Annotated in this window: 10 protein-coding genes and 1 CRISPR repeat array; of the genes, 5 read left to right on the top strand and 5 right to left on the bottom strand. The window is 44.5% G+C overall.

Translation table 11 applies throughout. From position 1 onward, the window contains the following. Positions 1 to 3 precede the first annotated feature (3 nt). From cas5e to cas2e, 4 genes are all read left to right on the top strand, one after another. Positions 4 to 753 carry a type I-E CRISPR-associated protein Cas5/CasD gene (gene cas5e, locus DRB05_RS06115; protein ID WP_128726136.1) on the top strand — a complete coding sequence of 250 codons (750 nt, stop codon included), beginning with the start codon at positions 4 to 6 and terminating at the stop codon, positions 751 to 753. A gap of 10 nt (positions 754 to 763) precedes the next feature. Further along, on the top strand, positions 764 to 1,546 hold the full coding sequence (gene cas6e, locus DRB05_RS06110; RefSeq protein WP_128726135.1) for a type I-E CRISPR-associated protein Cas6/Cse3/CasE: 783 nt from the start codon (positions 764 to 766) through the stop codon (positions 1,544 to 1,546). A gap of 70 nt (positions 1,547 to 1,616) precedes the next feature. Beyond that, a complete protein-coding gene (gene cas1e / locus DRB05_RS06105; protein ID WP_128726134.1) occupies positions 1,617 to 2,546 on the top strand; it encodes a type I-E CRISPR-associated endonuclease Cas1e in 930 nt (309 codons plus the stop codon). Beyond that, the gene (cas2e, locus tag DRB05_RS06100; RefSeq protein WP_128726133.1) at positions 2,543 to 2,851 is read left to right on the top strand and encodes a type I-E CRISPR-associated endoribonuclease Cas2e; all 309 of its coding nucleotides are present in this window, start codon (positions 2,543 to 2,545) and stop codon (positions 2,849 to 2,851) included. Before cas1e ends, cas2e begins: the two co-directional genes overlap by 4 nt. Before the next feature lie 155 nt (positions 2,852 to 3,006). Beyond that, a CRISPR array of direct repeats spans positions 3,007 to 4,803; the repeat unit is 29 nt; unit sequence GTGTTCCCCGTACGCATGGGGCTAAACCG. 408 nt (positions 4,804 to 5,211) lie between these two features. Here the strand turns inward: cas2e and DRB05_RS06095 are convergent. From DRB05_RS06095 to DRB05_RS06080, 4 genes are all read right to left on the bottom strand, one after another. Next, positions 5,212 to 5,487 carry a SelT/SelW/SelH family protein gene (locus DRB05_RS06095; protein ID WP_128726132.1) on the bottom strand — a complete coding sequence of 92 codons (276 nt, stop codon included), beginning with the start codon at positions 5,485 to 5,487 and terminating at the stop codon, positions 5,212 to 5,214. Positions 5,488 to 5,689: 202 nt separating this feature from the next. After that, positions 5,690 to 6,859, bottom strand: coding sequence for an aspartyl/asparaginyl beta-hydroxylase domain-containing protein (locus DRB05_RS06090; protein WP_128726131.1), 1,170 nt, complete (start codon positions 6,857 to 6,859; stop codon positions 5,690 to 5,692). Continuing rightward, positions 6,856 to 8,673 (bottom strand): tetratricopeptide repeat protein, encoded by a 1,818-nt coding sequence (locus DRB05_RS06085; RefSeq protein ID WP_128726130.1) that lies wholly within the window; start codon positions 8,671 to 8,673, stop codon positions 6,856 to 6,858. The genes DRB05_RS06090 and DRB05_RS06085 overlap by 4 nt, the downstream gene beginning before the upstream one ends. A gap of 336 nt (positions 8,674 to 9,009) precedes the next feature. Continuing rightward, positions 9,010 to 11,853 carry a TonB-dependent receptor gene (locus tag DRB05_RS06080; protein ID WP_128726129.1) on the bottom strand — a complete coding sequence of 948 codons (2,844 nt, stop codon included), beginning with the start codon at positions 11,851 to 11,853 and terminating at the stop codon, positions 9,010 to 9,012. Positions 11,854 to 12,141: 288 nt separating this feature from the next. Between DRB05_RS06080 and DRB05_RS06075 the strand changes: the two genes are divergently transcribed. Continuing rightward, a complete protein-coding gene (locus DRB05_RS06075; RefSeq protein ID WP_128726128.1) occupies positions 12,142 to 12,870 on the top strand; it encodes a LytTR family DNA-binding domain-containing protein in 729 nt (242 codons plus the stop codon). 8 nt (positions 12,871 to 12,878) lie between these two features. Here DRB05_RS06075 and nhaR read toward each other — a convergent pair whose 3' ends face one another. Then, a complete protein-coding gene (gene nhaR / locus DRB05_RS06070; protein WP_128726127.1) occupies positions 12,879 to 13,769 on the bottom strand; it encodes a transcriptional activator NhaR in 891 nt (296 codons plus the stop codon). Between the last annotated feature and the right edge of the window lie 118 nt (positions 13,770 to 13,887).

The raw sequence follows: 13,887 nt of genomic DNA, 5'->3' as shown, positions 1-13,887 counted from the left end.
TCTATGAAAACCAGTAATTATTTGGTGATCAGACTATACGGTCCCTTAGCCAGTTGGGGAGACGCTGCTGTGGGTGGCGACCGGCCCACTCATATCCGTCCAACACGAGGCGCGTTGCTTGGTTTGGTTGCTGCTGCGCTTGGTATTAAGCGTGAAGAAAAAGCCAACTTAAACGCGTTAAACGAAGCGCTAAGCTGCCATGTTAAACAGTACAATGCGGGCAGCTTGCTCAGGGACTTTCATACAGCGCAAGTGCCAAGTGAAGATAAAAAAGTACGGCTATACACACGGCGTGACGAACTGTTCAAGTCGAAAAAAGTAAACACGGTACTATCAAACCGTGATTACCGGGAAAGCGGACTGTGGGTTGTTGCGCTAGAATCGAGCTCTTCAACGTACTCGTTAGAGGTGATCCGCGCTGCATTGTTGCGGCCTAAATATATGTTGTACTTGGGACGTAAATCTTGCCCATTGGCAGCACCGCTGTGCCCGACCTTGGTTGAAAACGTATCGCTAAAAGCGGCATTAGATCACGAGTTCCCACCAATACTAGGTACTGAGCAGGCCGATTCCATTTGGCTTAAACCGGATAAAACCGTGAGTTACTACTGGCAGGGTGACAGGGCAGATCTCATCGCCGAGCAGGCAGAGCGAATTCATACTCTGACTGTACGGGATAATCCGATAGACAGAAAAGAATGGCTGTTTGACTTGCGCACTGAGCATCAGCTGGTGGTTGAATATCAAAGGTAAGGAGGAGCCAGTGTTTTTAAGTCAGATAAAGTTGTTGGGTAATGCCATGGCCAGAGAGGAGCGTCAAAAACTCGCTGTGAATGGTTGCTACGCCAGCCATCAGTTACTCTGGAAGCTGTTTGCCGGTGAACAAAAGCGCAGTTTTTTATATTGTACCGTCAATGATGCGCTCGATCAGTTTATAGTGCTCTCGGCACAGGAGCCGAAAAACTACAATGATATATTTGCTATCCAAACCAAGCAATTCAACCCTGTATTACATCAAGGGCAAAAGCTCGGCTATCAAATTACGATTAATCCGACGGTGTGTAAAAACAACCGTCGCCATGATGTGGTGATGAACACACAGCAAAGTTTATTGCTAAGCGAGCTTGAAAAGTTAGGGGTTGCTCCTCAAGTGAGCAAAAAATCTCGGCTTAAAAGCCAATTGTTGGATTTCGCTGATGATGGTGTTGTTGCTAATTGGAAAGCGGAATTGCAACTTACCGAGCAAATAGCACGCAGCGAGTTGCTGGCAATGTGGTTAAGGTTTAAAACTGATTTAGTGTTGTGCCAGTGGTGGAGTGAGCGGTTGTTGAGTCTGGGTGCCAAAGCTGAGTTAGCTGATTGCGATATCTATGCTTATCAACAGCACCAGGTTGCAAAAGGGAAAAACCAGATCCGCTTTTCTACTGTCGATATAGCCGGTCAGCTTGAAGTGACAGATCCCGAAAAGTTTACCGAGGCATTATTCAACGGCATCGGTCGTTCCAAAGCTTTTGGCTGCGGGCTGATGTTGATTAAACCGTTGTAACCAAATTTGTAAGGCGGGGCGACTCGCCTTTTTCTTAGCTAATTTTTTATTCAATTTAGGAGTGCAGGGAATGGCATTTCTTCCTTTAAAGCCTATTCCAATCAAAGATCGTAACTCAATGATTTTCATCGGTATGGGGCGTATTGATGTGCGCGATGGCGCGTTTGCTGTGATTGATGAAGTAAACGGTGAGCGGATGCTCATTCCGGTGGGCTCTGTGGTGTGCATTATGCTGGAACCGGGTACCCGGGTGAGCCATGCGGCGGTCAAGTTGGCTGCGACCACGGGCACTTTGCTTATCTGGGTGGGCGAAGCGGGAGTACGGCTTTATTCGGCAGGTCAGCCCGGTGGTGCACGCTCCGATAAGCTGCTCTATCAGGCCAAGCTGGCGCTTGATGAAAACCTGCGGCTCAAAGTGGTGCGCAAAATGTTTGAACTACGCTTTGGCGAACCGGCACCTGAACGACGTTCGGTTGATCAGCTGCGGGGCATTGAAGGCACGCGTGTACGCAAAACCTATGAATTGCTTGCCAAGCAGTACCCGGTCAGCTGGCAGGGCCGACGCTACGATCCCAAAGACTGGGCGAAGGGTGATGTGATTAATCAGTGTATCAGCGCCGCTACGTCTTGCCTGTATGGTGTTACCGAAGCCGCTGTTTTGGCCGCTGGCTATGCCCCGGCTATTGGCTTTTTACACACGGGTAAACCATTATCCTTTGTATATGATATTGCAGACATTATTAAATTCGATACCGTTGTACCTGTGGCGTTTAAAATTGCCAAACGGCGGCCGCAATCCCCCGATCGGGAGGTACGAATTGCTTGCCGCGAAGCGTTCCGTAAAGACAAGGTATTACCACGTCTCATCCCGCTGATTGAAGAAGTATTGGCCGCAGGGGAGGTAACACCGCCCGAACCCTATGCCGATGCACAACCGCCCGCTATCCCGGAACCCGAATCCATTGGCGATGAAGGTCATCGCAGCGGAGGCCCACTATGAGTATGTGTATGGTTGTGACGGAGGCTGTACCGCCAAGATTGAGAGGTCGTCTGGCAGTATGGCTGCTGGAGATCCGTGCAGGCGTGTACGTAGGTGACGTAAGTAAACGCATTCGCGAAATGATCTGGTTTCAGGTAAGTGAGCTGGCGGAAGACGGCAATGCGGTTATGGCATGGGCAACCAACACCGAGTCGGGTTTTGATTTTATTACCTATGGTGAAAATGCTCGAATGCCGGTGGATTTTCAGGGGCTAAGGCTGGTGAAGTACACCCCAAGAGCCGATGACAATCAGGGAGGGGGTTAGCGAATTATTTCGCCATTCTATCTGTGATTTACTGCTCTTTAACAAGTTGGATATTGAGATTTAAAGGCTCAATAATAGATATGTTTGTACCCAAAAGTTTCGGTAGATTTTAAAGTGTGTTTTTTCTTTATAAAAAACAAGTATATAATTTTAGAGTGTTCCCCGTACGCATGGGGCTAAACCGGTAGCAACGCCAGAGAGCGTTGGCATCCATTGGTGTTCCCCGTACGCATGGGGCTAAACCGTCTGTTCAGTATTATCCGGGTAAACACCCCTGGTGTTCCCCGTACGCATGGGGCTAAACCGAGCGCACACTGCAATAGGTATTTCACACCAGAGTGTTCCCCGTACGCATGGGGCTAAACCGTGACCTGAACCCCCGCCTGTTTGTTGTTTTCGGTGTTCCCCGTACGCATGGGGCTAAACCGCGCCCCCCTTTTGGGAGTGCCTGCGCCAAGTAGTGTTCCCCGTACGCATGGGGCTAAACCGCTTTACCCTGCTGTTGCAACTGATGATGCAACGTGTTCCCCGTACGCATGGGGCTAAACCGTGCAGCGTTTTTATGTAGACGCATTATATTTGGTGTTCCCCGTACGCATGGGGCTAAACCGACGAGACCACCGAGGCATTCGATTGTATTTCAGTGTTCCCCGTACGCATGGGGCTAAACCGCGACTGCGCTGTCGGGTTGTTGCTGATGGGCCGTGTTCCCCGTACGCATGGGGCTAAACCGCGAGCAGTTAGCTGATGAATTAGAGGTATTAAGTGTTCCCCGTACGCATGGGGCTAAACCGGTGATCGAGAAACTGCTGTTTTGTGTTTACCAGTGTTCCCCGTACGCATGGGGCTAAACCGAGTTGAAATCAATTAAAGAGCGTCTAACTAAGGTGTTCCCCGTACGCATGGGGCTAAACCGATGACGCACTGAGCATTGACTGGTCAGAAACAGTGTTCCCCGTACGCATGGGGCTAAACCGAATTGACCAAACTTAATTTAGATGGGTTAGCAGTGTTCCCCGTACGCATGGGGCTAAACCGCGCAGAGTGACATAGGAATAATTGAGCTGGGCGTGTTCCCCGTACGCACGGGGCTAAACCGAATGCAATAAACAAACGCATTAGGCAGCTGAAGTGTTCCCCGTACGCACGGGGCTAAACCGGGCTTGGTCCGTTTCTGTACTGCGATGCTCTTGTGTTCCCCGTACGCACGGGGCTAAACCGGGCTCAATTTCGGTGGGGGATAAATTTGTACGTGTTCCCCGTACGCACGGGGCTAAACCGAGCATATAAAATCAGGCTTTATGCCAATAAATGTGTTCCCCGTACGCACGGGGCTAAACCGGCCGTGTGGCACTTTTCGTTCATTTCCATTTAGTGTTCCCCGTACGCACGGGGCTAAACCGCTCTCCACTGTAATTGTGATGTCCAGCAGAGCGTGTTCCCCGTACGCACGGGGCTAAACCGTCTGGTAACAGGCTGAATTTAATGATTTTTACGTGTTCCCCGTACGCACGGGGCTAAACCGTCCATTAGATGGGCGTTTGGCGACCCTTACACGTGTTCCCCGTACGCACGGGGCTAAACCGTGTGCCAAAAATACCCCGTAATTGTATTACGGGTGTTCCCCGTACGCACGGGGCTAAACCGAGTACGCCGCCATTCAGCACTTTGGTGGTAAAGTGTTCCCCGTACGCACGGGGCTAAACCGGGACAACGGGCTATTATAAATGGGTTTCCTGTGTGTTCCCCGTACGCACGGGGCTAAACCGAAATAATATTGACAGTTATATTTAATTAGGCTGTGTTCCCCGTACGCACGGGGCTAAACCGTATCTTACGTTTAAATTGCCTACCGAACCTTAGTGTTCCCCGTACGCACGGGGCTAAACCGCCCCAGTAATTAACTAGGGCTAGTATAGCGTAGTGTTCCCCGTACGCACGGGGCTAAACCTGAGTTATTCACGTCTGAATCATGTGCTGTAATTCGTCCATGAAGCAGCATCCTTCACGCATCCATGCGCTCACCTCAGCAGGCTGCGAAACGGTGATGACTCCAGACTTCCTGTCTTTCGCCCTTCGGGTCAGCAGAGCTGTTCAAAAATATTCCAGATATTTTTGTCGGTCCTACTTCGCCCCCGTACGCACGGGGCTAAACCTGAGCTATTCAGTTCTGAATCATGTGCTGTAATTCGTCCGTGAAGCAGCATCCTTCACGCATCCATGTGCTCGCCTTAGCAGGCTGCAAGACAGTGGTGACTCCAGGTTTCCATTCGGGCCAGTGGAGCTGTTCACAATATTCCAGATATTTTTGCCCTTGCCTGTACTCTCGGAATTAAGCTGCTTCGATCCCCCTCTGCTGGTTATTTATCTACATGACCTAAATCACGCTCAGGATCTAATAAGTCTCTTACTCTTCTTTTTAGCACTTTGGCTTCTGGGAAACCATCATCAGCTTTGCGGCACCAAATTAACGTATCATTGTAGTAGATTTCGAATACACCTTTACTGGCTGGTGCAAGTGCAACTTGTTGTAGGTCATCGGAGAAAGTTGAAAGCAACTCTTGTGCAAGCCATGAGGCTCTCAGCATCCACTGGCATAACACGCAATAACGAATAGTGATGATGGGTTTTTGCATAGGATAGATTGTTACAATTTGAGAAACGAGTGTTGATTCTAGCATTGGGGTTTATAAAGTGGCTAGATAAGGAGAAAAAAACGGGGGTCACCCCCCGAAATTATCCAGGGAGACCTCAATGTTAAGGTCAGATTTTAGATTACGGGTTATTTACAAACTAACAACCTATTTGTGGCAAGTTGAGTGGTAATGGTGATAACATTTATGAATTCTGTGACCGGTTTGTATATTTAATGAGTTTTTCTCGTAAACTGTTAATCCATTCTTGCCTATATTTAAATTCTGATTGGATTGCCTGACGATGAGATAAAGTCAAATTTGGATGCCAAATTGAAAAAATAAGCACAACTCTGTCCCTATCTCCGCCGTTATGCGCCATATGCAAATATGAATCATCGAAAACAGTTAATTCGTTTTCTTGCCATAGCGTTCGTTCTCCGTTGACCTCCAAGTAACAATTTGGGGGAATATCTATCGCTAAATGTACGGTAAGGCTGTGGTTTGATAAGCCGTAATGAGGGGGGATCGTTTGGCCTTTGGCGAGTTTGGAGAAAAAGACCTCATAAGGTGCGTCAGTTAACCCATAGCATGGCACGCTTTTTAAGGCATTTATTAAAACGGGGAAGTGTGTAGTAACAGATGTATCTTCAAGCCCTTCTTTAAATAAGGAAAGAGCCTGCCACCTATCATTATTAGCAAGAGTGGGGAATGCAGTTTCATATTCCTTGCCCGACAAATAAGGAGCTAAGTGTGAAGCTGCAGAATCAAAATTGTGATAGAACTCATTAATGATCTCAGGAATAGCAGCTTTAAACGCTTGCACCCAGTCAAGTGTCTCAGCTTGCCATATTGGCATTGCGTTGAGCTCTGACACATAAAAAAGGTGGGGAGCCTGAGCTGTTTTAAAAGGTTTGCTACTATATTGAACCCAGCGTGCTGTTTCGATATTTTTTGCGTTGGCTAAATTTCGCTCCATACATCGCCAAGCTTGTTGAAAGCGTTCAAGTGTTTGTGAAGCTGTTGTGCTTGCAAGCTGGAGCTGTTTAAAATTGCCAGTCAACATTTCACAAAGCGCGTAGCAAACTAACGCGATTTCCTCGTTACCTGTATTTTCGAGCAAATGACCAAGATAAAGGTAAATCAAATAGTTGTTGGGTGCTAGCTTCAAGCAGTGGATATAGGCTTGTTCGCTCGCTAAAAAAGCACCTATTTGTTCTAAAATCACCGCGATGCGGTAGCTGAGTTCGGCGTTATCAGGGTGGGTGAGTCGTAGATTGGATAATAGTATTGGCCAGTTACTTTTAGGCTCTGAGTGGAGAATTGGCTGTATTAGAGCGTCAATATTTAGTGGCTGTTTTTCTTCTTTTGTCATTGTGCTCTCGCCTCTGATTCATTTTTTACAATGCCGATATCAAGTGGTAATGTCATTCTGTAGCTATTTTCTGTCGCCGTAAATGGCTGAGTACCATGCCAAAAGTAGGATGGAAAGATAACGATTTGGCCGCGTTTGGGTTTTACGGTTCTAAATGGTTGAAAATCGTAAGGCGGGGCTAGAGGAGGTCTGCCGAATTCGATAACGCCGTTTTCCGTGTCGTCTTCTGGTGTATTAATGTAGAGCACCACACTTATCCAACCAGCGGGATGAATATGGCTCACATGAAAACCTTGTTCGGTTAATTTTACAGACCAGGAGCCAGTTATTTGTCGCTGTGTGTTTAAGTGTGCAAGAAAAGGGTGTTCAGAGGTGGCGTTTAACTGTTTGAGAGATTGCTCAATATCATGAAGTAATTGAACTTTGGTTTTAGTGATTATCTCTATGTCCCGGTTTAACAAGCCGCCAGAAACTTGAGAGCCGTTAACCAAAGTCTGTTCGCTGGGCGCCTGCTTACCTTGGTGCAGTGTGAGTAAGCAAGACTCTAGCTCTGAGATGAACTCTTCGCGGTTTGTGTAGCCATCAGGCGTTTGTAACTCGGTTGTAAGAATAAACTCAGGGTTGCACAATTCACGATGCTTTTTTTCATCGGTAGCTTGATAAACCACGCTTAACCAAGCCAGCGCAAGTTGTGAGTTGGGGTTAGTGTGTAGCACTTTCTCAAGCAGTGCACTTGCGTTGTCAAACTTACCAAGTTGAATGGCAAACTTTGCTTGTTCACACATTCTATCTTGCTCCGCAACAATCTTATTTGCTTTGTCTAGATACTCAAAGGCTATGTCAAAATCACTTTTAGTTGCTGCTAGGCGACCTTGTAAAGTCAACATAACGGCGGATGAATCCGCATAATTAGACTGTAAAATACATTGTTTGCACGCCTCGTATTGACCCGTATTCCAGTATAGCTCAGCAAGGCACTCAATTAATGGTAGTTTGTTATTTGCAGTTTCTAAAGCAGATAAAAGGCTTTTGGCGAAGCGCTGTTGTTGGCCATTTTGCCAGTAGAGTTCATTAAGGCTTTGGTGAATTGTGGTGTTATATGGCGCTCGCTTTAATGCAAGTTGATAAGCCTCTTGAGCTTGTTCAAACTGACCTTTTGCAAAAAAACAGTCACCAAGGTTATACAAAGGTTCATATTGTTCAGGGCTTTGCCTATGAACTAAATGAAAGCATTGAATTGCTTGATCAAATTTAGCTTGTAACTTATAACAAACCCCTAAATTATGGACTGCTCTATATGCAATTGGTGAGTGCTTGGGGACTGATAAGTAAAGTTCAATGGCTTTGTCTAGGTGGCCTTGGGCTTTTTCGATGTCTCCAAGAAGCTTAGTAAATTGGCCTGAACTATCTTTAGTATGTCCTTTCGATGACCATGATGCAGCGGATTCAAAGTGATTCTGTTCAAGATGCAACAGCGCTAAATTTTTAAATACTTCAATATGTTGAGGCTCTACTTCCAAGATTGCTAAATAGAGATCCTCAGCTTGCTTAAAATCCCCTAATTGCCAGTAACACTTTGCTAAGTGGCTTTGTACTTCTACTCGTGGCGCAAGGTTGTTTGCTTGTTGTAAAGCTGTTATTGCACTCGACCAATTATTTAGGGCTTTATGGCAAATGCCAGTTAAATATTGTAAGTCTGGGTGCTGTACATGAGTAAAAGGTTGAAGTAACTCTAAGGCACTTTGTTCCCGTTTTTGTTGGATAAGCCTGAAAGCACTTTGAATAGCGTCGTTTATTTCATGCGTTTGCTTCATATTGTTATTTTACTTAAACGTTTACAGGTAAAAGCAGAGCTGTTGATTTTATAATCAGGCTCTGTCTGCGGTATTTATCTTTCTTAATCTTAGTCAAACTATATAAAACAGCGAGTAGAGTTATTGTTATTTTCTCACACTCTTAGCCTTTCCCCATCTATTGATAGTTCTATTTAACAACCAAAATGCTTGGTTGTTAGTTCAACGCTAGCAGGGTTTTAGCTATGCCTCAGTTCGAGGAGTTATGGTTGACTCTTTTAGGTTATGACCTTACGTATTGTCATCAAAAAAACAAAAAAGGGAGCCGAGGCTCCCTATTAATTTAGAATCAGCTGATTAGAAGGTATAAACAGCACTTACAAAGTAGCGAGGACCAATTACGTCGTATAGTTCTGGGAACGTATTAGCTTGTTGTTGAGCATCACCTAGCGGTGTTGGTTCAGTATCTAACACATTCTTAATACCAAACGTTGCTTCAACGTGGTCAGTAAAGTGATAGCTAGCGCTTAGATCAAGATACCACTCAGCTTTAGAAATCGGAGCGATTTCGTTTTCTCCAGTGTCATCATCCACTTCACTCATATAGCGAACTAGCGCTGAAAGTGTCAAATCACCTGAAGTCCATGTAAAGCGGTTGTTACTTTGGAATTCTGGGCGAGGTGTTCCACAGGTATTACCAAACTTACCTTCACAATAATTAGTCTCAGTAAAGCCAACGCTCGGTGTTTCAAAGTACTCATCTAAAATAGTGTTCTTTGAACTAATATTCAGTGTCGAACCATTTCCGCCGATACCAAAGCCAAGTTCGGTCGTCCAGTTGAAATTGATGTCATAACCTTTAGTACCTAATTCCGCAATGTTTGCATTAAGTGCAGTTACAAGGTCTACGTTACCGTCCGGACGGCGGGTGATCGCTTGACAAAACTCAGAGTTAGGATCTTTTAATTGGTTATAACAAATATCAAGAATATTATTTACACCACCACCTAATACATCGATAGCATCATCAATTTGAATGTCGAAATAATCAATTGTAACGTCGAAGTTTTCAGTTGGTGTGATAACAAGACCAAGCGTTATTGCTTCAGAGGTTTCTTCTTTCAGGTCTGGATTACCGCCAAAACTACCTTCGATTTGAGCATTCGCTTGCTCAAATACACCAACCTGAGAAGCTGCAACACCATGCGCCTCACATAGAGCTCGATCCGTTTGACCTTCTACAAAACCAGCCACACTACATGGATCGGTTGCGCTTGGGAAGCCATTTGCTGCACCTTGGAATAGCTCTGAAATATTAGGCGCACGCACTGATTCTTGATAACCAGCACGGAACGATACATACTCGTTCACTTTCCAGTTGATTGTCGTTGCGAAAGAAGAAGCGTTACCAATGTTTGAGTAGTCAGACAGACGACCCGCGAACCATAACGTGATATCTTCTGCAAATGCCGCATCTGTCACTAATGGAATGTCGATTTCCGTGAAGATTTCATCAACACTGTAACTACCAACAGTTGGTTCACCAGCGTTAAAGCCAAGTACATCACCAGATGCTAAGAACTCGTCAGGGCGGAAGCTTGAGTCATCGAAGCGGCTTTCGTAACCGATTACAAAGCCTACTGGCATATCAGCAGAAGGAACAGTAAACGGCAGTTCTCCAGCAAAATCAATGTGGAAAATCTCTTGTTTGATATTCGTTACGTTCGATGCACCAACGTTAATAAAGTCGATAGCTGCTTGTGAAATATTACCTTCACCAAAAATGTTTAGTGGCGCACAACCACCAGAGGTATCCTGACATGCAGTGCCATCGTCGTTAACCAAGATTGCTTGTCTGAAACGTGTTTCAGAAACATCGTTATTTAGTAGGTTTGAGCGATCTAGCTCTGAACGGCTGTAGTAAGCATTGTATGCCCAATCACCAATAAAACCATCAACCCCTACCAGTAATCGCATAGCGTTTCGAGTGTCGACTACTTGGCGAGGGCCATTTTCAACCATACGGCGACCGATGAATGGTAAAACATAATTGCCGTCAGCGTTAAGTGCGCTGATCATATTACCTGTTGGCTCACCATCAGCGTCAAGTTCAGGTACTAACGCATTCATTGCTGCTTGAACATCAGCACCAAAGAATGGGCTATTAGGGTTCACTTCTAAATTGCCCACAAACGCAGGAGTTGGAGCCAATTGCTGTGGTACTTCATTGCGAATGAATGATAACTCGCTATATAAGCGGGTATCATCATTAATGTAATAATGTGCAAAGGAGTTAAGTGTTAATCGCTCTTGTGGCAATTGAAGGTAGTTATCCGGCGCATAGTTAAATGCATCTGCTGATGTGTAAGGTAGGCCTTCACCATTAGGACCAAAACGACCTAATGTAGTGCCGTTAGGCAGTGTTGGGCCAGCAAAAACACGAGTGCCTGGTATACCAGAAGAACCACCTGGGACTAGGCTATTTTCGCCTTCAGTTAATGTTACGCTCGTAAAGTCCCTATCGCCTTGGAAGATGGACTCGCGCTTAGCATAACCTATATACACCGTAGCGTTACCTTTATCATCTGCAAAGTTACCGCCCAGAGTAAGATCGGTGTTGAACTTCTCACCATCACCTTCTTCGGTGATATCATATAGTGCTGAAATTTCTGCACCTTCAAAGTCATCTTTCAGACGGAAGTTTACAACACCCGCTAATGCATCTGAACCGTATACCGCACCTGCACCACCAGTGATAATATCTACACCTTCGATAAGCGAAGCTGGAATTGTGTTAAGGTCGACAACACCTGTTTGCGTTGCTGGTACCCAACGACGGCCGTTTACAAGTACAAGAGTACGCTCATTTCCCAAACCACGTAAGTCAACACGCGCTGTACCATCACCTGGGTTGTTTGAACTAGGGCCAAAAGAAGGCACTGTTAATGGAAGCTCTGCGAGTTTCTGCTCAACGTTTAAATTACCAGACATCGCAAATTCTGCGCCATCTAGTTCAATAACTGGTGTTTTAGCCGTTAAAGCCACACGCTGGATACGAGAACCTGTAATAGAAATTCTTTCTACTTCTTCAGTAGCCCCGTCTGTGGTTTCTTCAGCTGATGCTTGTAGTCCTATACTTCCGCCGATTAGGCATGCAGAAGTGATAAGCATACTTAACTTAGAACGCTTAAATTGTTTCATGATATCCCCTGATTGGTACATTTTATTTGGATACCTTTGATGATGAACATAATTTTTCATCACAAAGGCTTATTAGTATCACTGCGAGGCTATGACGGAAGTTAAGAATAAGCTAGGCGAGATACACAAGAAGATAGAAATGAGTGACGAAAGGAGAGAAAAAAAAGATCAAAATTAATTTGCACATTACATTGTGACAATCTATAACAATAATATGTTAACTATTGTGAAATGAAGAACAAGGTATTAGTATCTCTAAATACCTTATAGTTGTGTTCAAGGTGATAAATGAAAAACGTTACAATCCTTACCCCTTCAAGCGCTGTGAGCTTTGGGGCTGAAATAAGTACAAAGCTAAAAGAGTCACTTATTTGTCCCCGGTTTGTTTACTATGAAACAATTGTTGATATTTTAGAAACTATAGAGCGTGGGGGAATAGACTGTTTGTTAATAGATTCAGAATTGGCCGAGCTGGAGAAGTCACTCTTTTTAACATCAAAGCTATCTGCGGTGTCGATGATCAAAATCAGTAAGAATATAGATACTACAGACCAAACAAACTTGAGTTTTAAAGAGTTAGAGAGAAGAGATACACTACTGGCGAATCTTGTTTATGCAACATATATGATGGCTAATGAGAAAGATCAAACAGAATCACAATCCAATTACATACCAGAGCAACGTTTGATTGTTAAAGACTCAGGGCATATACATGTGATAAAGGTCGAAGACTTGGCATGGGTTGGTGGTGCTGGTAATTATGTAGAACTTCATATGATTAATCGAGAGCGTTCCATTTTGCACAGGGATACCATGTCTTCGATGGAGAAAAGTTTAAAGACGTTTGGCTTTTCTAGGATCCATAAATCATCGTTAGTTAATTTGAACGCAATTAGCGAACTCAAAACAAGAGATAACGGTGACTATGATGTTATTCTCGAAAATGGAGACTCTTTGCATTTATCAAGACGATATAAGCAAAACTTGTCATCATTATTACAGGCCAGTGCTAATTGAGCTATCCGTTAGCGAACGCCTTTGGCAAAATTTACAAATTCACTAAATATTGAATCCTTAATAAGCCTATCGGGCGTAAAAGCGTAGTAGTTTTGGTAAGTGCCTTCAATAACGCCAATTAGGCTTACATCGTAATGGCGATGTAGTTCTGATTTTATTGATAAAGGTGCAGGGAAAATACCAAACTCTTGCTGTCCCAAAGCCTTCATTAAAGCACTGTCGTCAACATGACCTGCAACCTTAACTTCAATACCCTGTTCCTGAAACCAAAACTGAATGGAATTGTTAACTGGGCTATTTTTTGCTGGAAGAATAATAGGTTCGTCCTGCAAAGAATGTGGATAAGCTGGGCGAAGGCGTAGAGCACTTGAAGCTGAACCATAGAAGCCAATTTGACTTTTGCCAATCTCATGGCAGAACACCTTAAACGGTAAGTTACTGTCTAGTGGCTTATCAGCAAGAACAATATCGAGTTTATGCATGGCCATTTGAGCTAGTAGCTCCGATTGTTGCCCGTCAATGCAATGTAGATTAGCGATCTGTTCGTTTTCGATTAACGGTGCGAGCCATTTAGACACCAATGATTTGGGAATGGCATCGGAAATACCAACCTTCAGTGTGCGGTGTATGGCTGAGGACCCATCTTGTGTTGTTTCTAGCCATTCTTTGGCTATCGAAAACATATCGTCCGCATACTGCTTAGTCAAAATGCCGAAGTCAGTTAATCTGAGTCCTCTTCCTTCTCTTACAAATAGAGGCTTTCCTAGTCTTTCCTCAAGACTAGACAACTGAGCACTAATGGTTTGAGGAGTCAGATGCAGTATTTTACTCGCACCTGCAATACTACCTTCATTACTAACTTGCCAAAAATAATACAGGTGATTAAAGTTTATGTTCATATGGTTCGTAAAAAACTTATAGTTAGTTAGATATAATCAGCTTTTATCTTTTTTTGAACATTAGTAGATTTAGACTTACAGCGCAAGTATTAGTTGGCTGACTGTTTAGACTAAGCTG

Origin of the sequence: Pseudoalteromonas sp. A757 (assembly GCF_004103285.1) — a bacterium.
GTDB lineage: Bacteria > Pseudomonadota > Gammaproteobacteria > Enterobacterales > Alteromonadaceae > Pseudoalteromonas > Pseudoalteromonas galatheae.
The sequence above is the reverse complement of the archived record's forward strand: the minus strand, read 5'-3'. Positions and strand labels throughout refer to the sequence as shown.